This window comes from Streptomyces sp. NBC_01506 (genome assembly GCF_045040295.1).
Classification (GTDB): Bacteria; Actinomycetota; Actinomycetes; order Streptomycetales; family Streptomycetaceae; genus Streptomyces.
The window spans coordinates 1,356,173-1,377,451 of sequence record NZ_CP109422.1 but is presented as its reverse complement, the minus strand read 5'-3'; the positions used below and the strand labels follow the sequence as shown (position 1 = coordinate 1,377,451).

Below are 21,279 nucleotides of genomic sequence, written 5' to 3'. Positions count from 1 at the left end.
GGGAAAAGTTGAACTTCACCGCTGCTCAAGGGCTTTCCGTCTCGGACGAACAGAGTTACGGTCACTGAGATGTACAGGTCATGTTGATCTCCGGAGCGACGGCGCGCCCCGGCGGGCCGGCGGACCGAGAGCGACAGATGCGGGAACACGGGTGCTTGGACGAGCACTCCCCCCATCCCCCCCACCCGAGGTGAGCCCCCATGCTCCTTTTCTCCTCGGAACCCGCACGTACGACAGGCATTTCCGGAGGACTCTCGTGCACAGTCAACGACGTCCCAGGGGCCGATCCCTTCGCGCACTGCTGACCGGCGCCCTGCTCACGGCATCGGCCCTCAGCGCGGTGCCGGCCGGCGCCGCGCCGGCCCACGCCGCCGACCCGTCAGGACAGGCCGCCGCCCCCACGTTTCAGCAGGTGACCCTCGCCAAGGGGGCCGACGAAGCCGGTGAGCCCATGACCCTGGCGGTGCTGCCGGACCGTCAGGTCCTGCACACCTCGCGCGACGGGACACTGCGAATAACCGACGAGGGCGGCACCACCAAGGTGTCCGGCACCCTCGACGTCTACAGCCACGACGAGGAAGGACTGCAAGGAGTCGGGGTCGACCCCGGCTTCGCCCGGAACCGCGCCATCTACCTCTACTACGCGCCCAAGCTCGACACCCCGACCGGTGACGCGCCCGAGACGGGCACCGCCGCCGACTTCGCCCCCTTCGACGGGGTCAACCGGCTCTCGCGCTTCACGCTGAACGAGGACGGCACCCTCGACAAGGCCAGCGAGAAGAAGGTTCTCGACATCCCCGCCTCCCGTGGCACCTGCTGCCATGTCGGCGGTGACATAGCCTTCGACGCGGACGGCAACCTGTATCTGTCGACGGGGGACGACACCAACCCCTTCGCCTCCGACGGCTACACGCCGATCGACGACAGGCCGGACCGCAACCCGGCCTTCGACGCCCGGCGTTCGTCCGGCAACACCAACGATCTGCGCGGCAAGGTGCTGCGTATCAAGGTCGCCGACGACGGCTCGTACACCGTGCCCGAGGGCAATCTCTTCGCCCCCGGCACGCAGAGGACGAAGCCCGAGATCTACGCGATGGGCTTCCGCAACCCGTTCCGTATCTCCGTCGACCAGCAGACGGGGATCGTCTACGTCGGTGACTACGGTCCCGACGCGGGCGCGGCCGACCCGGAGCGCGGACCGGCCGGGCAGGTCGAGTTCGCCCGTGTCACCGAGGCGGGCAACTTCGGCTGGCCGTACTGCACGGGCGACAACGAGCCCTTCAAGGACTACGACTTCGCCACCGGCACCTCCGGCGCGGCCTTCGACTGTGCGGCGCCGAAGAACGACTCGCCGCACAACACCGGCCTCACCGAGCTGCCGCCGTCGCAGCCCGCCTGGATCCCGTACGACGGCAACAGCGTCCCGGAGTTCGGCGACGGCTCCGAGTCCCCGATGGGCGGTCCCGTCTACCGCTACGACGCGGACCTCGACTCGCAGGTCAAGTTCCCCCAGGAGTACGACGGGAACTTCTTCGCCGGCGAGTTCGGCCGTAAGTGGATCAAGCGCATCGACCAGGGCGCCGACGGGACGGTCACCTCGATCAACGACTTCCCGTGGGCCGGCACACAGGTGATGGACCAGGAGTTCGGCCCCGACGGCGCGCTCTACGTCCTCGACTACGGCACCGGCTACTTCGGCGGCGACGAGAACTCGGCGCTCTACCGCATCGAGAACGCCACCGAGGGGTACGCGCCGGTCGCCGTCGCCGCGGCGGACAAGACGTCCGGCACCGGACCGCTGGAGGTGGCCTTCTCGTCCGAGGGCACCACGGACGCGGACGGTGACCCGCTCACGTACGCCTGGGACTTCGGCGACGGCAAAACCTCCACCGAGCCGAACCCGGCCCACACCTACGACGAGAACGGCACCTACTCGGCGACCGTCACCGCGAAGGACCCGGGAGGGCTCACCGGCACCGCGTCCGTGCGGGTCGTCGTCGGCAACACCGCGCCCACGGTGAAACTGGAACTGCCCGCACCGGGGACGCTGTTCAACTTCGGCGACGAGCTGCCGTTCAAGGTCACCGTGACCGACCCTGAAGACAGCGCCGCCGGGGGAATCGACTGCGCCAAGGTCACCGTCCGCTACATCCTCGGCCATGACAGCCACGGCCATCCGATCACCTCGAAGACCGGCTGCGAGGGCACCATCACGGCGCCCGCCGACGCCGAACACGATCCCAACGCCAATATCTTCGGAGTGATCGACGCCGAGTACACCGATGGCGGGGGCGGCGGCCAGGCGGCGCTCACCGGTCACGGCCAGTCCGAGATCCAGCCGAGGCACCGTCAGGCGGAGCACGCCAACAATCAGTCCGGCACCACGGTGACCGACCGCGAGGGAGCCAACGGCGGCAAGAGCGTCGGCGGTATCTCGGACGGCGACTGGATCTCCTTCGAGCCGTACCACCTGGCGGGCGCCGACAAGCTCACCGCCAGGGTCTCCTCCGCGGGCGCGGGCGGCACCCTTCAGGTGCGGGCGGGCGCGGCAGACGGCGCCGTCCTCGGCTCGGCCGAGGTGCCCGTCACCGGAAGCTGGACCACGTTCGAGGACGTCGAGGTGGCCCTGAGCGGTGCCCCGGCGGACACGACCGACCTCGTCCTGACCTTCCAGGGCGGCGCGGGCGCGGAGGGCGACCTCTTCGAGGTGGACGACTTCGAGATCACCGGGGCCGGCGCCGCCGGCCAGGTCCCCGATCGCGACAGCCGGATCGAGGAGGGGCCCAGGTAGCGGCACGGTGTGATGGACCGGGACGTGCCCGGCGGTGGCCGGCAGCCACCGCCGGGCCGTCCGGTCTGCCGTTTCTCCCTTTGTCCTCAACGAGGAAAAAGTTCAACCCAATTGCTGCGCAAGGTCTTTCCGGCACGGACCAACCCAGCTAACGTCCAGCGAGATGTAAGGGCCACGTTGCTCACACAGGACGTGTCCCGGCATGTCGAGGGGCGCCATTTGGCGTCCCTCGACACCCGCACGTACGAACAGCCCCACCCCCGGAGGACTTTCGTGCCCAGAAGACGTCATAGATCCAGATCCCTCCTCGCACTCGTCGCCGGCGCCCTGATAGCCGGCACCATCTCCGCCGTCCCCGCCGCCGCGCACCCGGACGATCCCCACCCGACGGACGACACCTTCCAGCAGGTCGCCCTCGCCAAGGGCGCCGACGAGGTCGGCGAGCCGATGTCCCTCGCCGTGCTGCCGGACCGTCAGGTCCTGCACACCTCGCGCGACGGCACGCTGCGTATCACCGACGCGGCCGGCGACACCAAGGTCTCGGGCAAGCTCGACGTGTACACGCACGACGAGGAAGGTCTCCAAGGCGTCGGTATCGACCCCGACTTCGCCCAGAACCGCGCGATCTACCTCTACTACTCGCCGGTGCTCGACACCCCCGCCGGTGACGCCCCCGAGACGGGCACGGCTGCCGACTTCGCCCCCTTCGACGGGTACAACCGGCTCTCCCGCTTCACGCTGAAGGAGGACGGCACCCTCGACAAGGCCAGCGAGAAGAAGGTCCTCGACATCGAGACCAACCGCGGCCTGTGCTGTCACGTCGGTGGCGACATCGCCTTCGACGCGCAGGGCAACCTCTACCTGTCGACGGGTGACGACACCAACCCCTTCGCCTCCGACGGCTACACGCCGATCGACGAACGCTCCAACCGCAACCCGGCCTTCGACGCCCGGCGCACCTCCGGCAACACCAACGACCTGCGGGGCAAGGTCCTGCGGATCAAGGTCGCCGAGGACGGCTCGTACACGATCCCCGAGGGCAACCTCTTCGCCCCCGGCACCGCCAAGACGCGCCCCGAGATCTACGGCATGGGTTTCCGTAACCCCTTCCGTATCAACGTCGACCAGAAGACCGGCATCGTGTACGTCGGTGAGTACGGCCCCGACGCGGGCGCGGCGTCCGACACCCGCGGCCCGGCCGGCCAGGTCGAGTTCGCCCGTATGACGCAGGCCGGCAACTTCGGCTGGCCGTACTGCACCGGCGACAACGACGCCTACCGCGACTACGACTTCGCGACCGGCATCTCCGGCCCGGCGTTCGACTGCGCGGCGCCGAAGAACGAGTCGCCGCACAACACCGGTCTCACCGACCTGCCGCCGTCCCAGGCCGCCTGGATCCCGTACAACGGGAACAGCGTCCCGGAGTTCGGCGACGGCTCCGAATCCCCGATGGGCGGCCCGGTCTACAACTTCGACCCGGACCTGGAGTCCGCGGCGAAGTTCCCCGAGGAGTACGACGGCGACTTCTTCGCCGGCGAGTTCGGGCGTGAGTGGATCAAGCGCATCGAGAAGGACGCGGACGGCACCGTCAGCGCCATCCACGACTTCCCGTGGACCGGCACCCAGGTCATGGACATGGAGTTCGGCCCCGACGGCGCGCTCTACGTACTCGACTACGGCCGCGCCTGGTTCGGCGGCGACGAGAACTCGGCCGTCTACCGCATCGAGAACATCGCCGACGGCCGGGCCCCGGTCGCCGTGGCCGCCGCCAACAAGACGTCCGGCAAGGCGCCGCTGCGGGCGAACTTCTCCTCCGCGGGCACCACGGACGCCGACGGCGACGAAGTGACGTACGCCTGGGACTTCGGCGACGGTGGGAAGTCCACCGAGCCCAACCCCAGCTACGTGTACAAGAAGAACGGCACCTACACAGCGACGCTCACCGCCACCGACCCCAAGGGGCACACCGGCAGCGCGTCAGTGAAGGTCGTCGTCGGCAACACCGCGCCCAAGGTGACGCTCACCGTGCCCGCCGACGGAGCCCTCTTCAAGTTCGGTGACAAGCTGCCCTTCAAGGTCACCGTCACCGACCCCGAGGACGGTCCGATCGACTGCTCCAAGGTCACCGTCAACTACATCCTCGGCCACGACAGCCACGGCCACCCGATCACCTCGGCCAAGGGCTGCGAAGGCACCATCACCGCCCCGGCGGACGGCGAGCACGACCCCAACGCCGACATCTTCGGAGTCCTCGACGCCGAGTACACCGACGGCGGAGGCGGCGGCCAGGAAGCTCTCACCACGCACGACCAGGTGCAGCTCCAGCCCCGCCACCGGCAGGCCGAGCACTTCACGGGCCAGTCGGGCATCAAGACGTACGACAAGGCGTCGGCCAACGGCGGCAAGACCGTCGGCGACATCAACAACGACGACTGGATCTCCTTCAAGCCGTACAACCTGACCGGGTCCAAGACCCTCACCGCACGGGTCTCCTCCGGCGGCGCGGGCGGATTCCTCGAGGTACGTACGGGCTCCGCCACCGGCAAGCTCCTCGGCTCCGCGCCGATCCCGGTGACCGGCAGTTGGGACACCTTCCAGGACATCGACATCGCGCTGCGCTCGGTGCCGAAGGCCACCACGGAGCTGTTCCTCGTCTTCAAGGGCGGCGAGGGCGCGCTCTACGACCTCGACGACTTCGAGATCAGCGAGGAGGCCGCAGGACGGACCGAGAAGCGGGTCCTGGTCTTCTCCAAGACCGCCGGATTCCGTCACGACGCCATCCCGGCGGGCATCGCGGCCCTGAAGGAGCTGGGCAAGACCAGCAACATCACCATCGACTCCACCGAGACCGGCGCGCAGTTCACCACGAACAACCTCGCCCGGTACGACGCGGTGGTGTTCCTGTCCACCACCGGTGATGTCCTCAACCCCGAGCAGCAGAAGGCGTTCGAGTACTACATCTCCACCGGCGGCGCCTACATGGGCGTGCACGCCGCGTCGGACACGGAGTACGACTGGGCCTACTACGGCAAGCTGGTCGGCGCCTACTTCTCCGGGCACCCGCAGATCCAGCAGGCCACCGTGCGGGTCGAGGACAAGAAGCACCCCTCCACCGCCCACCTGGACGACGAGTGGCAGCGCACGGACGAGTGGTACAACTACCGTGACAACCCCCGCTCGGACGTGAAGGTCCTCGCCACCCTGGACGAGACGACCTACCAGGGCGGCACCATGAAGGGCGACCACCCGATCGCCTGGTGCCAGACCTACGAGGGCGGCCGGTCCTTCTACACCGGAGGCGGCCACACCAAGGAGTCGTACGCCGAACCGGCCTTCCGTGAGCACCTGCTCGGCGGACTGCGGTACGCGGCCGGCCAGGTCAAGGCCGACTGCAAGCCGAACACCGGCTACCGGTCGATCTTCAACGGCAAGACCCTCGAAGGCTGGAAGCAGGCGGGCCCCGGCAAGTTCAACGTCGCCGGCGGCGAGCTGCACACCGAGGGCGGCATGGGCATGCTCTGGTACCAGCCCAAGGAGCTCGGCGCGTACTCGCTGAAGATGGACTGGAAGATGGACGGGGACGACAACTCCGGTGTCTTCATCGGCTTCCCGGCCTCCGACGACCCCTGGTCGGCCGTCAACAACGGCTATGAGATCCAGATCGACGCCACGGACGCGGTCGACCGCACCACCGGCGCGATCTACGGCTTCAAGTCGGCCAACATCAAGGCCAGGGACCAGGTTCTGCGGCCTCCGGGCCAGTGGAACAACTACGAGATCAAGGTGCAGGGTGAGCGGGTCCAGGTCATCCTCAACGGAGTCAAGATCAACGACTTCACCAACACGGACCCGAAGCGCAGCCTGAAGAACGGCTACTTCGGCATCCAGAACCACGGTGCCAACGATCAGGTCGCGTTCCGCGACATCCAACTGAAGGAACTGGCCTCCTAGTACCCGGGAGGTCGACCCGGCCTCCTGGCCAACCACCAGGAGGCCGGCCGCCAGCCGGCGGCGGGCGGGGAGGCGCCGTACCCCCCGCCCGCCGTCCACCAACACACCCACCCGGCAGGGAGGCAGCCCGTGACCACCAACGATTCGACTGCAGGACGTACCGGAGTCTGGTTCGTCGGAGCACGCGGCTCCGTCGCGACGACGGCCGTAGCGGGATGCGCGGCGGTCACCGCCGGGCTCCACCCCGCGACCGGCATGGTCGCCGAGACCCCGCCCTTCGCGGACTCGGGCCTGCCCGCGCTGTCCTCGCTCGTCTTCGGCGGACACGACACCGCGAGCTGCCCCCTGCCGAAGCGGGCCGAAGCGCTCACCGCCGCGGGCGTTCTGCCGCACGGCCTGCCCAACAGCATCGCCGCCGAACTCGAGGCGGCCGACGCTGAGATCCGCCCCGGCGGACCGATGCCCGGCGACACCCGCGACGACGACGAACTGATCGCCGCGTTCGCCGACGACATCACCGCGTTCGTCCGGCGCACCGGCGTCGCGCGCGCCGTCGTCGTCAACGTCTCCTCCACCGAGCCGGAGCCCGCCGAGGACGACCCGCGGCTGCCCGCCAGCTCCCTCTACGCGGCAGCCGCGCTCAAGGCGGGCTGCTCCTACGTGAACTTCACTCCGTCGACGGGGCTGCGCAGCGCGGCCCTCGCGGACGCCGTCGCAGCCAGCGGACTTCCCCACGCGGGCCGCGACGGCAAGACAGGCCAGACGCTGCTCCGTTCCGTGCTCGCCCCGATGTTCGTCCAGCGCGCCCTCGACGTCAGGGCCTGGTCGGGCACCAACCTGCTGGGCGGCGGCGACGGAGCGGCGCTGGCCGACCCGGCCGCCGCGGCGGCCAAGAACGCGGGCAAGGAGCGGGTCCTCGCCGACACGCTCGGCACCGCGCCCGAGGGCGAGGTGCACATCGACGACGTGCCCGCGCTCGGCGAGTGGAAGACCGCGTGGGACCACATCGCGTTCGACGGCTTCCTCGGCTCCCGCATGATCCTCCAGACGATCTGGCAGGGCTGCGACTCGGCGCTCGCCGCACCGCTCGTCCTGGACCTGGCCCGGCTGGTCGCCCGCGCCCACGAGGCCGGGCTGAGCGGCCCGCTGCCCGAGCTGGGCTTCTACTTCAAGGACCCGGACGGCGGACCGGCCGCGCTGGCCGAACAGTTCGACGCGCTGCTCGCCTTCGCCGAGCGTCTGCGGGAGACCAAGTGACGCTCGGTCCTGTCCGGCGGATTTTCGGGGGCCAGGGACGACAGGACCTGCGCGCCTGGGCCGAACTCCTGCGGGTGTCCGCGCTGTTCACGGTCCCGGGCGACGCCCTGGCCGGCGCGGCGTCCTGCGGAGTGCGGCCCAACCGCGGCACCGCGCTCGCCGTCGGGGCGTCCCTGTGCCTGTACGAGGCGGGGATGGCGCTCAACGACTGGGCCGACCGCGACGAGGACGCCGTCGAGCGCCCGCACCGCCCGATCCCCTCGGGCCGCATCACCCCGAACGCGGCACTGGCGGCGGCCACGGGCCTGACGGCCACGGGCCTCTTCCTGGCCTCCCGCGCCGGCCGCCCGTCGCTGGCCCTGAGCACGGCCCTGGCGGCCACGGTGTGGGCGTACGACCTCCGCCTCAAACACACGGCGGCGGGCCCGGCGGCGATGGGCGCGGCGCGCGCGCTGGACGTCCTGCTGGGTGCGACGGCGACACGCTCGGCGGCGGGTGGGGTCGTGCGTGGCGGCGGTTTTGACCGCACGGCTGATGCCCCGACCGGGGTCCGCCCCGGCAGGGGCACCACGACGTCCGGCTCCGCGCCGGCCGCCCCGGCATCCGGCGCCGATCGCGCGCCGGTCACGACGGGCCGGTCGCTGCCCGCGCGAGTGGCCCGTTCGACGGGGAACTTCCCCGCGCCGCCCGCACGGCGCGGCGTGTTCGCCCGCCTGTCGGCCTGGAGCGGCGGCCCGGCGGTCGGGCAGTTCGGCCCGGCGGAGGCTCCGGCGGCCCAGGCCGCCGGTTCGGTCGGTGCGTCCGGTCGACTCACGGCTCCGCAGGAGAGGCGCGGCCCGCGTGCCCGCCTGTCGGCGAGGGCGGGCCGGTCCACCGGCGCCGTCGAGCCGACGCGCGGCTCGGCGGGGGAGTTGACGAAGATCACCGACTCGGCGACCCGTTCCGCGGACTGGACCACGACCCGTACGCGGAACGTGGCGGAACGCCAAGCGCGATGGGCCGATGAGGCTCGTACGCCCGCTTCCGCGTCCGCGTCCGCGCGCCGTACCGCGTCGTCCACCGGCGGCCACGCCGGATCGGTGGGCCGCGTCACGGCCCCGTCCGTTCGGCGGCGGGTGCCATCTGCCGGGCTGTCCGCCGGGTCGCCCGTGGCCTGTTCGACGTCACGGCCGGGTGCGTTCGCCCGCCTGTCGGCGTGGGCGGGCCGGTCCACCGGCGTCGGCGTCGGCATCGGCGAGCCGCCCCGCGTCCCGGTGGGCCGTACCGCCACGTCGGTGGCGATCTCGATGGGGGAGCGGGCGGAGGCGCTGACGACAAGACTCACCGAGTCGGCGGCCCGTTCGGCGAACCGGGTCACGAGCTCGACGTCGAACACGGCTGCCGGTAGCGGCCGTACGTCCGCCCGCCGTACCTCGCCTTTGTCGAACGGGTCGGTTACCGCTCGGGAAACGAAGTCCGGCGTATCAGCGATCCGTCCGCCGACACGGCCGGGCTCGTTCGCGTCACTGTCGGCGTGGTCCGGCAACCCCGCCGGTTCCGCCGCCGGTTCAGCGGGTCGGTTCGACGGTCTGCCGACCGCGTCGTCCACCGGCGGTCACGCCGGACCGCTGGGCGCAGCCCGGTCGTCCGCCGTCCCACGCGACGCCCTCCTCCCCGCCGCACTCCTCGGCGCGCACACCCTCGCCGTCACCACCGTCTCCCGCCGTGAGGTGTACGGCGGGTCCGTCGGGGCGCCGCTCGCCGCGCTCGTCGTCACCGGGGTGCTCGGCGGGGTGGTGGGCCGGTCGCGTACGGGCACCGGGCCCGACCTCGTCACCCCTGCCCTCGCCGCCACCTACGTCGTCACCGCCGGGCGGCCCCTCCTGCACACCGCGCTCAATCCGTCGCCGCAGCTCACCCAGCGCGCCGTCGGTGGCGGGATCCGGGCCATGATCCCGTTTCAGGCCGCGCTCGCCGCGCGCGGTGGGGCACCGGGGACCGGGCTTGCCGTCATGGCGCTCGTGCCGCTGGCCAGGAAGCTCGCGAAAAAGGTGAGTGTGACATGACCATCCGTTACGGATACGGCACCAACGGGCTCACCGATCTGCGTCTGGACGACGCGCTCGGGCTGCTCGCCGACCTCGGGTACGACGGGGTCGGGCTGACCCTCGACCATATGCATCTGGACCCGCTCGCCCCCGAACTCGCCGCCCGCACCGCCAAGGTGGCCGCGCGCCTGACGGAACTCGGCCTCGGGGTCACCGTCGAGACCGGTGCCCGCTATGTGCTCGACCCGCGCCGTAAACACGGGCCCACCCTCCTCGACCCCGACCCGGACGGGCGCGCCGCGCGCACCGCGCTGCTCGTCACCGCCGTACAGGTCGCCGCCGACCTGGGCGCGCACGCGGTGCACTGCTTCAGCGGCATCACGCCCGCCGGCACCGACCAGGACACCGCCTGGAAGCGGCTGGAGGAGTCGATCACCCCGGTCGTCGACGCCGCCCACACCGCCGGCGTCCCCGTCGCCATCGAGCCCGAGCCCGGCCATCTCCTCGCCGACATCGCCGGGTTCCACCGCCTCAGAACGCTCCTCGGCGACCCCGAACCGCTCGGTCTGACGCTCGACATCGGCCACTGCCAGTGTCTGGAACCGGCGCCGCCCGCCGACTGCGTCCGCGACGCGGGACCCTGGCTGCGCCACGTACAGATCGAAGACATGCGGCGCGGTGTGCACGAGCATCTGCCGTTCGGGGAGGGCGAGATCGACTTCCCGCCGGTGCTGGCCGCGCTCGAGGCCACCGGCTACCAGGGCCTGACCGTCGTGGAGTTGCCCCGCCACTCGCACGCCGGGCCCGAAATGGCCCGCACCTCCCTGGACTTCCTGCGCTCGAAGGGAGCATCGGTATGAACCGCGAGGAGATCGACGGGCGGCTCGACGCGACGGCCGTCGCCTGGCTGGACCAGGCACTCGCCGAAGCCGCAGAGGCCGCAGAGGCCGCCGACGCCGCGGAGACGGCGCACGAGGGCACCGCACCCGACAACGTTGCCCCGGCCCGCTGGGAACTCCACTTCGCCGCCGCCGGCCGCCACTGCGGCCGGCCCAACGCCGACGCCGCCCGCACCCTGCTCCTGCGCCGCGCCGCCGCCGACGTCCCCACCCTCACCCGCCTCTACCACCAGGGCAACGCCGCCGAGCGCCGCGCCGTACTCCTCACCCTGCCGCACCTCGTCCCCGGACCCGAGGCCCTGCCACTGGTCGAGGACGCCCTGCGTACCAACGACACCACCCTCGTCGAGGCGGCCGTCGGCCCGTACGCCGCCGACCATCTCGACCCGCACGCCTGGCGGCACGCCGTACTGAAGTGCCTCTTCACCGGCGTGCCCGTCACCGCCGTCGCCGACGCGGAACGCCGCGCCCACGGCGACGGAGAACTCGCCCGGATGCTCACCGACTTCGCGTCCGAGCGCACCGCGGCGGGCCGGTCGGTCCCCCCTGACCTGCACCGCGTACTGATCATGACCGGCGAGGAGTTCTGATGCGCATCTTCGACCCCCACATCCATATGACCTCCCGCACCACGGACGATTACCAGGCGATGTACGCCTCCGGAGTCCGTGCGCTCGTCGAGCCGTCCTTCTGGCTCGGCCAGCCCCGCACCTCGCCCGCCAGCTTCTACGACTACTTCGACGCGCTGCTCGGCTGGGAGCCGTTCCGCGCCGCGCAGTACGGCATCGCCCACCACTGCACGCTCGCCCTCAACCCCAAAGAGGCGAACGACCCCCGCTGCACCCCCGTCCTGGACGAACTGCCGCGCTATCTCGTCAAGGACGGCGTCGTGGCCGTCGGCGAGATCGGCTACGACTCCATGACCCCCGCCGAGGACGTCGCGCTCGCCACCCAGCTCCAGCTCGCCGCCGAGTACGCGCTGCCCGCGATGGTCCACACCCCGCACCGCGACAAGCTGACCGGGCTGCGCCGCACCATCGACGTCGTCGCCGAGTCGAATCTCGACCCGGAGCATGTCCTGCTGGACCATCTCAACGAGACGACCGTCAAGGACGCGGCGGATTCGGGCAGTTGGCTCGGCTTCTCCATCTACCCCGACACCAAGATGGACGAGGACCGGATGGTCTCCGTCCTGCGCAACCACGGCACCGACCGCGTCCTCGTCAACTCCGCCGCCGACTGGGGCAAGAGCGACCCGCTCAAGACCCGTAAGGTCGCCGACGCCATGCTCGCGGCGGGCTTCTCCGAGGACGACGTCGACAAGGTGCTGTGGCGCAACCCCGTCGCGTTCTACGGCCTCAGCGGCAGACTCCAGCTCGACGTCCCCGCACCCGAGGCCCTGCACGAGGGGAACTCCATCCTGCGCGGCGGTGAGTGAGCCATGCGCTTCCGCCACCCCGACGGCTCCACCGTCCACCTCTCGTACTGCACCAACGTCCACCCCGCCGAAAACCTCGAAGGCGTACTGGCCCAACTGCGCGACCACTGCGAGCCGGTACGCAAACGCCTCGGCCGCGACCGGCTCGGCATCGGTCTGTGGCTCGCCAAGGGCGCGGCCCGCTCCCTCATCAACGACCCGGCCCAACTGCGCGGACTGAAAAGCGAGTTGGAGCGGCGCGGCCTCGAGGTCGTCACCCTCAACGGCTTCCCCTACGAAGGCTTCGGCGCCGAAGAGGTCAAGTACCGCGTCTACAAGCCCGACTGGGCCGACCCCGAACGCCTCGCCCACACCACCGACCTCGCCCGGCTCCTCGCCTCGCTGCTGCCCGACGATGTCACCGAGGGCTCCGTCTCGACGCTGCCGCTCGCCTGGCGCACCGCCTTCGACGACGCCGCGGCCCGCACCGCCCACGCCGCGCTCACCACCCTCGCCGAACGGCTGGACGCGCTGGAGGAGTTGACCGGAAAAAGCATCCGGATCGCGCTGGAACCGGAGCCCGGCTGCACCGTCGAGACCACCGCCGACGCGATCGGACCGCTCACCGACGTCGCCAGCGCCCGCATCGGCATCTGTGTGGACACGTGCCACCTCGCCACCTCCTTCGAGGACCCGGCGACCGCGCTCAAGGCCCTCGCCGAGGCCGGCGTCACCATCCCCAAGGCCCAGCTCTCGGCCGCGCTGCACGCCGAACACCCCCATCTGCCCGAGGTACGCGACGCGCTGGCCGCCTTCGCCGAGCCGCGCTTCCTGCACCAGACCCGCACTCGTACGGCGGCCGGTCTGCGCGGCACCGACGACCTCGAAGAGGCCCTGGCCGGCGAGGCGTTGCCGGACGGCGCCCCCTGGCGCTCGCACTTCCACGTACCTCTGCACGCACCCCCCGCCCCGCCGCTCACCTCGACCCTCCCCGTACTCCAGGACACCCTCGCCCGGCTCGTCGGCGGTCCCGTACCGCTGACCCGCCACCTGGAGGTCGAGACCTACACCTGGCAGGCGCTGCCGCCCGAGCTGCGCCCCCGCTCACGCGGCCGGCTCGCCGAGGGCATCGCCGCCGAACTGACGCTGGCCCGCGACCTGTTGGTCGAACTGGGTCTCAAGGAGCTGCCATGACCGCCGACCCCACCACCACCCCCGCGACCGCCCCCACCCCCGCGACCGCCCCCACCCCCGCGACCGCCCCCACCCCGCTGCTGGTCCTGGACGTCGTCGGACTCACGCCCCAGCTCCTGGCCCATATGCCCAACCTCAAGAAGCTCGCCGCCGCGGGCTCCCAGGCCCCGCTGACCACCGTGCTGCCCGCCGTCACCTGTAGTGCCCAGTCCACTTTCCTCACCGGCACCCTGCCCTCCGAGCACGGCATCGTCGGCAACGGCTGGTACTTCCGCGAACTGGGCGACGTCCTGCTGTGGCGCCAGCACAACGGACTGGTCTCCGGCGACAAGCTGTGGGACGCCGCCCGCCGCGTCCACCCCGGCTACACCGTCGCCAACATCTGCTGGTGGTACGCGATGGGCGCCGACACCGACTACACGGTCACGCCCCGCCCCGTGTACTACGCGGACGGACGCAAGGAGCCCGACTGCTACACCCGGCCCCCGGCCCTGCACGACGAACTGCACGACAAGCTCGGCACGTTCCCCCTCTTCCACTTCTGGGGCCCCGGCGCCGACCTCGTCTCCTCGCAGTGGATCATCGACGCCACCCGCCACATCATCGACACCCGCCACCCCGATCTGGCGCTGTGCTACCTGCCGCACCTGGACTACGACCTCCAGCGCTACGGCCCCGACGACCCGCGCTCCCACCAGGCGGCCCGCGACCTCGACGCGGCGATGGGCCCGCTCCTGGACGACGCGCGCCGCGAAGGCCGTACCGTCGTCGCCCTGTCCGAGTACGGCATCACCAATGTCTCGCGGCCCGTCGACATCAACCGGGCCCTGCGCCGCGCCGGACTTCTGGAAGTGCACACCCAGGACGGCATGGAGTATCTGGACCCGATGGCGTCGCGCGCCTTCGCCGTCTCCGACCACCAGATCTCGCACATCTATGTGCGCCGCCCCGAGGACCTGGAGGCGACCCGCGAGGCGCTGAAGGACCTCAAGGGAATCGAGGAGATCCTGGACGAGCAGGGCAAGAAGAACTACGGCCTGGACCACCCGCGCTCCGGCGAACTGGTCGCCGTCGCCGAGCCGGACGCCTGGTTCACGTACTACTACTGGCTCGACGACGCCAAGGCGCCCGACTTCGCCCAACTCGTCGAGATCCACCGCAAGCCGGGCTACGACCCCGTCGAGCTGTTCATGGACCCCCTCGACCCGTACGTGAAGCTCAAGGCCGCCAAGGCCGTCGCCCGCAAGAAGCTGGGCATGCGCTACCGGCTCGCCGTCGTCCCCCTGGACCCCTCACCCATCCGCGGCAGCCACGGCCGCCTTCCCACGAGCGACGACGAAGGTCCGCTCATCCTGTGCTCCACCCCCCAAGCCGTCACCGGCCGCACCGAGGCCACCGACGTGAAATCCCTGCTCCTGACTCTCGCAGGACTGCACTGACCTAAGGAGTTCCACGCATGAGCCGCATGAGCCGCAAGAAGTCAGTCGACCCGGAGCTCGCAGCCAAGCTCAGCCGTCGCAACATGCTGGGCGTGGCCGCGGGCACCGGTGCCGCCGCCATTCTCGGCCTGTCGGCCGCCACCCCGGCGGCTGCCTCCGCCGACCGGGGACGGGGCAAGGGCGAACGCGTCCTCACCCCGGGCCACCTCGGCATCCAGCTCTACTCGCTGCGTGACAAGGTCAACTCGCTCGGCTTCGCGAAGGTCTTCGAGGAGCTGGAGCGCTTCGGCTACGACGAGATCGAGTACGCGGGCTACGGCCAGGGCAGCGCCGGCGCCATCACCCTTCCCCAGCTCCGCCAACTGGCCCGGAACCACGGTCTGCGCCCGATCGGCAGCCACGTCAACTACGCCGACGACAACAACCCCAACGCGTACAGCTTCGCCCAGAATCTGAACAAGGTGCTGGACGACGCCCAGGCGCTGGGCCTCGACCACATAGGCACCGCGTCGGGCCCCTGGCGTTACGGCGCCACCGTGGACGGCTGGAAGCGGGCGGCCGAGGACTTCAACACCTACGGCGCAGCCGCCCGCAAGCGCGGCATGAAGTTCTACCAGCACAACCACGCCGAGGAGTTCTCCTTCGCCAGCGACCAGCCGGGCGTGCGCCTCTACGACGTCCTGCTCGCGGAGACCGACCCCAAGCTCGTCTATCTGGAGATGGACATCTACTGGGCGTTCGCCGCCAAGCACCGCTTCAGCAAGACCGGCGACGGCAAGCCCGCGCCGTTCGACCCGCTGAGCTACGTGCTCAAGCAGCCGGACCGCTACCCGCTGTTCCACGTCAAGGACGGCGTGAAGAACGAGGCGGCGCGCGACGGTTACGACATGGTCGACGTCGGTGACGGCGACATCGACTACAAGAAGTTCATCTCGGCCGTGAACAAGACCCACAACGGCCGCAAGGACCACCACTGGCAGGCCGAGCACGACAACCCGGTCGACTCGCTGCTGTTCGCCGAGAAGTCGGCGGACCACCTGCACTCCCTGCGCGAGAAGCGCGGCCACGGCCACCACTAAATGGCGGACGAACGGCGGCTCCCCGTACGGCTGTTGGCCGTACGGGGAGCCGCCTCACTGTGCGCGAGCGGTCGTTCGACCGCTCAGGCGTCCTCCCGCCCGATCGGGTTCGGATTCGCCTGGATCTTCTTGATGTCCGGCCTGCCCGGCGCCTTCAGGAAGACGGCGAGGCACGCCGAGAACAGTCCGACGCCGCCCGCGATGACGAACGCCGTGTTGTAACCCCAGTTGTCCACCACGACTCCACCCACACCGGCGCCGACGAGGCCGGAGATGAGCTTGGAGCTGTAGACCATGCCGTAGTTCGACGCGTTGTTGTTCTCGCCGAAGTAGTCCGCCGTCATGGCCGCGAACAGCGGGAAGATCGCGCCACCGCCGAAGCCGGAGATCATCGAGCAGACCAGGAACAGCGGCATGTTGCCGATCGATCCCGAAGCCAGCACGCCGAACTGCGACAGGCCCAGGACGATGCAGACGAAGATCAGGGTGTAGCGGCGGCCGTACTTGTCGGATATCCAGCCGATGACACCGCGTCCGGTGCCGTTCACGATGGCCTTCAGCGACATGGCCGTGGCCACGATCCCGCCGGCGAAGCCCATTTCCTTGCCGAAGGGCACCTGCATCGCGATACCGAAGATGTTGATGCCCGCTGTGCAGAGCAGGCAGAACCACATCATCCACAGGACCGGTACGCGTGCGGCTTCCTTCGGTGTGTACTGCTTGACGGCCGGCGGGTTCTTCTCCAGCGCGCGCCGGATCTTCGGGTCGTCGGAGACCTTCAGCGGGTCGGCGCCCTCGGGCCACCAGAACTTCGGCGGGTCCTTGAAGAACCACCCGGAGATCGCCACCATCGCGCAGCAGATCACGCCGACGAAGACGAGTACGCCCTGGTAGTTGCCCAGGTCCATGTACGTGCTGAACAGGAAGACGAAGGGCACGGAGCCGTAGGCGAAACCGCCGTTGACGAGGCCGGTCTTGCCTCCCTTGCGCTCCGGATACCACTTGCCGACCATGTTCACGCAGGTCGCGTAGACAAGACCCGCGCCGATACCGCTGAACATACCGAAGCCGATATAAGCCACGATCACGTGCGGCGCGTAGGCCAGGGACAGATATCCCAGGATCGTGCCGAGCGCGCCGAGCATCATGGCGTAGCGGGCGGGCAGCTTGCCGCTCTCACGGAGCTGCCCGGCGGGGAAGGCCACGGCCGCCTGGAAGAAGATCCAGACACCCATCAGCCAGAAGATGTGCCCGCTGCTCCACATGTGAGCCGTGTGCAGTGTGTCCTCGGCCGAGGTGAACGCGTACTCCGAGGAGCTGATTCCCATCATGCCGATCCACGGGAAGAGCACCATCGTCCACCGTGGACGGCCCATGATCTGCCGGTCGGACTGCCCGATCCGGTAGATACGGCCGTTCCGGTCCGCCACCTCCCTGTAGGGGACGGCTGCGGAGATGTCAGTTGTCGCCATTGTCGATCGAACCCCTTGCGTCGAAGAAGTCAGGCCAGCGCCCCCTGTCCGTTCTCTTCGTGCGGGGGGCCTGCGATGAGCGGAATCCACAGGCCCCCTGGGTCGCGCCGTCAGCTCATCCGGCGCCTCCCCACAGCCCGGCGGCGCTCACAGGAGCCCCGCCGCTTTCGCCCATCGGCTGTGTCGCCCCGGGGGACAACCCCCGGACCCCCGGCCGTTCCACGGCGTCGCCCGGCTTCACAGCAGCCCCGCCGCCTTCGCCCATCGGCCGTGTCGCCCCGGGGGACAACCCCCGGACCCCCGGCCGTTCCACGGCGTCGCCCGGCTTCACAGCAGCCCCGCCGCCTTCGCCCATCGATACTTCGCGCCAAGCACCTCGACCGGCTTCTCCGTGGTGTACGGGTAGGCCACCACGCCCCGCTCGTAGAGGTACTGGCACGCGGCCTCCACCTCGACGTCACCCGCGAGCGACGCCACCACCGGCTTCTCGATGCCGCGCTCGCGGAACTCGGCCACCACCCGCGCCGTCAACTCGGCGAAGACCATCGGCGGGGTGACGATCGTGTGCCAGTAGCCCAGGACGAGGGAGTGGATCCGGGGATCCTCCAACCCGAGCCGGATCGTGGCCTCGTACGTCGACGGCGGCTCGCCGCCGGTGATGTCCACCGGGTTGCCCGCCGCCCCGAAGGGCGGGATGAAGGCGCGGAACGCCTCGTCCAGGTCCGGCGGGATCTCCATCAGCGACAGCCCGTTGTCGACGATCGCGTCCGACAGCAGCACACCCGATCCGCCGGCGCCCGTGATGATGACGACGTTCTCGCCCTTGGGAGTGGGCAGTACGGGCAGCCCGCGCGCGTACTCCAGCATCTCGCTCAGCCCCGGCGCCCTGATGACGCCGGACTGCTTCAAGATGTCCTCGTACACCGCGTCGTCGCCCGCGAGGGCCCCGGTGTGCGAGCCCGCCGCCTTGGCGCCCGCCGCCGTACGGCCGGCCTTGAGCACCACCACGGGCTTCTTCGGTACGGTCGCGCGCGCCGCCTCCACGAAGGCGCGGCCGTCCTTCAGGTCCTCCAGGTGCATCGCGATGCAGTCGGTGTTGTCGTCCTCACCGAACCAGGTCAGCAGGTCGTCCTCGTCCAGGTCCGACTTGTTGCCCAGTCCGACGATCGCCGACACACCCGTCCTGGTGGTCCTCGCGAAGCCCAGGATCGCCATCCCGATGCCGCCGGACTGCGAGGTCAGCGCCACGCCGCCCTTGACGTCGTACGGGGTGCAGAAGGTGGCGCAGAGGTCCTGCCAGGTGGAGTAGTAGCCGTAGATGTTCGGCCCGAGCAGCCGGATCCCGTTCTCCTCGGCGATCGTCACGATCTGCTGCTGGAGTTCGTGCTCGCCGGTCTCCGCGAAACCGGACGGGATCAGGACGGCGTTGGGGATGTTCTTGCGCCCGACCTCTTCGAGAGCGGTGGCGACGAACTTCGCGGGAATCGCGAATATCGCCACATCAGGCTCACCAGGAACATCCATCACGCTCTTGTACGCCTTACGGCCGAGTATGTCATCGGCCTTGGGGTTGACCGGATAGATCTCGCCCGCGAAACCTCCGTCGATGAGGTTCCGCATGACCGAATTGCCGATCTTGCCGTCCTCGTTGGAGGCACCGATCACCGCCACCGAACGCGGCTCCATCAGCCGGCGCATGGAGACCAGGATCTCCTCGCGCGAGTAGCGCCGCCGTTCGGCGGGCACCTCGTCGGTCAGCAGGATCCGTACGTCGGCCGCCATGACCCCGCTCTCGGAGGCGAAGACCGGGTTGAGGTCCACCTCCGCGATGTTGGGGAAGTCGGCGGCCAACTCCGAGGCCCGGACCACGAGATCGGCCAGCGCGTCACGGTCGACCCCCGCCGCGCCACGTACCCCGCGCAGGATCTCGGCGGCCCGGATGCCGTCCAGCATGGACAGCGCGTCGTCCTTGGTGGCCGGCGCCAGCCGGAAGGTGACGTCCTTCAGCACCTCCACCAGGACACCGCCGAGGCCGAAGGCCACGACCTTGCCGAAGGTGGGGTCGGTGACCGTACCGATCAGGATCTCGGTGCCCGCGGGCACCATCTGCTGCACCTGGACGCCGAGGATCCGCGCCTTGGGGTCGTACGTGCGCGCGTTGGAGACGATCGTGGTGAACGCGGAGCGCACCTCGGCCGCCGACTTGACGCCGATCTGCACGCCGCCGGCGTCCGTCTTGTGCAGGATCTGAGGCGAGACGATCTTCATCGCGACCGGGAAACCGAGCCGCGCCGCCACAGCCACGGCGTCGTCGGCCGACTCCGCCAGGGCCTCACCCGGTGTCGGGATGCCGTAGGCGTCCGTGACCGCCTTGCCCTCGGGGGCGGTGAGTGAGGTACGCCCCTGTGCCAGGGCGGCCTCGATGATCGCACCGACGGCATCCTTGTCGGGCGTGAACTGAATATGGCTGTCCGCCACTAGATGACTCCGTTCGTCTTCAACAGGCGCAGTTCCTCGTCGCCGAGACCCAGCTCGCCGACGTACACCTCCGCGTTGTGCTCACCGAGCAGCGGAGATGCGGTGATGGTGACGGGGGAGTCGGAGAGCTTCAACGGGCTCCCGACCGTGGTGAACGTCCCGCGCTGCGGGTGCTCGACCTCGACGACCATCTCGTTGGCCGCGAGCGAGGCGTCCTCGATGATCTCCTTGGTGGAGAGGATCGGGCCGCACGGGATGTTGTGGGCGTTGAGCTTCTCCAGCACCTCCCACTTGGGGATGGTCGAGGTCCACTCCTCGATGAGCTGGAACATCTTGCCCAGCTTGGTGAGGCGGGCCTCGGGAGTCGCCCAGTCGGGGTCGTCGGCCAGTTCGGGCCGGCCGATCAGCTCGCTGACGGGCTTCCAGCCGACCGGCTGCACGATCACGTACACGTAGTCGTTGGGGCCGCCCGGCGCGCACTTGACCGCCCAGCCGGGCTGACCGCCGCCGCTGGCGTTGCCCGAGCGCGGGACCGCGTCGCCGAAGTCCTCGTTCGGGTACTCGGCCAGCGGGCCGTGCGACAGCCGCTGCTGGTCACGGAGCTTGACCCGGCACAGGTTGAGCACCGCGTGCTGCATCGCGACGTTCACCCGCTGGCCGCGCCCGGTGGCCGTGCGCTGGTAGAGCGCGGCCAGGATCGCGGCGACCGCGTGCATGCCGGTGCCGGAGTCGCCGATCTGCGAGCCCGTGGCCAGCGGCGGCCCGTCCTCGAAGCCGGTGGTCGACATCGAGCCGCCCATGGCCTGGGCGACGACCTCGTACGCCTTGAAGTTGGTGTACGGGCCCTCACCGAAGCCCTTGATCGAGGCGTACACGATCTTCGGGTTGATCTCCTGGATCTTCTCCCAGGTGAATCCCATCCGGTCGACCGCGCCGGGGCCGAAGTTCTCGACCATCACGTCGGAGCGGCGGATCAGCTCGGTCAGGATCTCCTTGCCGCGCTCGGTCTTGGTGTTGAGGGTGACGCTGCGCTTGTTGCAGTTGAGCATCGTGAAGTACAGCGAGTCGACATCGGGGATGTCGCGGAGCTGCTTACGGGTGATGTCTCCCGTCGGCGCCTCCACCTTCACCACGTCCGCGCCGAGCCAGGCCAGGATCTGGGTGGCCGAGGGGCCGGACTGCACATGCGTCATGTCGAGGACACGGACGCCGCTCAGCGCCTGCGGGCTCACGGCGTCGGGGGAGTTCTCCGGGGCTTCTACAGCCTGGGTCATC

At 70.0% G+C, this 21,279-nt stretch carries 11 protein-coding genes and 3 pseudogenes; 11 read left to right on the top strand and 3 right to left on the bottom strand.

The window, feature by feature from the left end; translation table 11 throughout:
• Positions 1-256 precede the first annotated feature (256 nt).
• The 11 genes and pseudogenes from OG329_RS05570 to OG329_RS05520 form a co-directional block, all read left to right on the top strand.
• Positions 257-2,734, top strand: a pseudogene (locus tag OG329_RS05570) (PQQ-dependent sugar dehydrogenase); the annotation flags it as partial.
• Positions 2,735-3,064: 330 nt separating this feature from the next.
• Positions 3,065-6,742, top strand: coding sequence for a ThuA domain-containing protein (locus OG329_RS05565; RefSeq protein ID WP_405793195.1), 3,678 nt, complete (start codon positions 3,065-3,067; stop codon positions 6,740-6,742).
• Between the two features lie 129 nt (positions 6,743-6,871).
• On the top strand, positions 6,872-7,999 hold the full coding sequence (locus OG329_RS05560) for an inositol-3-phosphate synthase (protein WP_405801662.1): 1,128 nt from the start codon (positions 6,872-6,874) through the stop codon (positions 7,997-7,999).
• Positions 7,996-8,485 (top strand): annotated as a pseudogene (locus tag OG329_RS05555) (UbiA family prenyltransferase); the annotation flags it as partial. The gene OG329_RS05560 and the pseudogene OG329_RS05555, both read left to right, overlap by 4 nt.
• A gap of 1,157 nt (positions 8,486-9,642) precedes the next feature.
• Positions 9,643-10,044: pseudogene (locus tag OG329_RS05550) on the top strand (prenyltransferase); the annotation flags it as partial.
• A complete protein-coding gene (locus tag OG329_RS05545; RefSeq protein WP_405793194.1) occupies positions 10,041-10,886 on the top strand; it encodes a sugar phosphate isomerase/epimerase family protein in 846 nt (281 codons plus the stop codon). The pseudogene OG329_RS05550 and the gene OG329_RS05545, both read left to right, overlap by 4 nt.
• Positions 10,883-11,515 carry an EboA domain-containing protein gene (locus OG329_RS05540; protein WP_405793193.1) on the top strand — a complete coding sequence of 211 codons (633 nt, stop codon included), beginning with the start codon at positions 10,883-10,885 and terminating at the stop codon, positions 11,513-11,515. Before OG329_RS05545 ends, OG329_RS05540 begins: the two co-directional genes overlap by 4 nt.
• Positions 11,515-12,363 (top strand): TatD family hydrolase, encoded by an 849-nt coding sequence (locus OG329_RS05535; protein ID WP_405793192.1) that lies wholly within the window; start codon positions 11,515-11,517, stop codon positions 12,361-12,363. The genes OG329_RS05540 and OG329_RS05535 overlap by 1 nt, the downstream gene beginning before the upstream one ends.
• Before the next feature lie 3 nt (positions 12,364-12,366).
• Entirely contained in the window at positions 12,367-13,536 is a 1,170-nt protein-coding gene (gene eboE, locus OG329_RS05530) for a metabolite traffic protein EboE (protein WP_405793191.1), read from the top strand.
• On the top strand, positions 13,533-14,975 hold the full coding sequence (locus OG329_RS05525; protein ID WP_405793190.1) for a nucleotide pyrophosphatase/phosphodiesterase family protein: 1,443 nt from the start codon (positions 13,533-13,535) through the stop codon (positions 14,973-14,975). Before eboE ends, OG329_RS05525 begins: the two co-directional genes overlap by 4 nt.
• A 17-nt stretch (positions 14,976-14,992) precedes the next feature.
• Positions 14,993-16,054 carry a sugar phosphate isomerase/epimerase family protein gene (locus tag OG329_RS05520; RefSeq protein ID WP_405793189.1) on the top strand — a complete coding sequence of 354 codons (1,062 nt, stop codon included), beginning with the start codon at positions 14,993-14,995 and terminating at the stop codon, positions 16,052-16,054.
• Between the two features lie 83 nt (positions 16,055-16,137).
• Here OG329_RS05520 and OG329_RS05515 read toward each other — a convergent pair whose 3' ends face one another.
• The 3 genes from OG329_RS05515 to frc all read right to left on the bottom strand — a co-directional run bounded on the left by OG329_RS05515 (position 16,138) and on the right by frc (position 21,278).
• Positions 16,138-17,526 carry an OFA family MFS transporter gene (locus OG329_RS05515; protein ID WP_405793188.1) on the bottom strand — a complete coding sequence of 463 codons (1,389 nt, stop codon included), beginning with the start codon at positions 17,524-17,526 and terminating at the stop codon, positions 16,138-16,140.
• A gap of 327 nt (positions 17,527-17,853) precedes the next feature.
• Entirely contained in the window at positions 17,854-19,989 is a 2,136-nt protein-coding gene (locus OG329_RS05510; RefSeq protein ID WP_405801661.1) for an acetate--CoA ligase family protein, read from the bottom strand.
• A 14-nt stretch (positions 19,990-20,003) separates the two neighbouring features.
• Positions 20,004-21,278, bottom strand: a complete 1,275-nt coding sequence (gene frc / locus OG329_RS05505) for a formyl-CoA transferase (protein WP_405793187.1) — start codon at positions 21,276-21,278, stop codon at positions 20,004-20,006.
• Position 21,279 lies beyond the last annotated feature (1 nt).

Coding starts and splice junctions, on each gene's coding strand:
- OG329_RS05545 (WP_405793194.1), top strand. CDS start 10,041: ATGACCATCCGTTACGGATACGGCACCAACGGGCTCACCGATCTGCGT.
- OG329_RS05540 (WP_405793193.1), top strand. CDS start 10,883: ATGAACCGCGAGGAGATCGACGGGCGGCTCGACGCGACGGCCGTCGCC.
- OG329_RS05535 (WP_405793192.1), top strand. CDS start 11,515: ATGCGCATCTTCGACCCCCACATCCATATGACCTCCCGCACCACGGAC.
- eboE (WP_405793191.1), top strand. CDS start 12,367: ATGCGCTTCCGCCACCCCGACGGCTCCACCGTCCACCTCTCGTACTGC.
- OG329_RS05525 (WP_405793190.1), top strand. CDS start 13,533: ATGACCGCCGACCCCACCACCACCCCCGCGACCGCCCCCACCCCCGCG.
- OG329_RS05520 (WP_405793189.1), top strand. CDS start 14,993: ATGAGCCGCATGAGCCGCAAGAAGTCAGTCGACCCGGAGCTCGCAGCC.
- OG329_RS05515 (WP_405793188.1), bottom strand. CDS start 17,526: ATGGCGACAACTGACATCTCCGCAGCCGTCCCCTACAGGGAGGTGGCG.
- frc (WP_405793187.1), bottom strand. CDS start 21,278: ATGACCCAGGCTGTAGAAGCCCCGGAGAACTCCCCCGACGCCGTGAGC.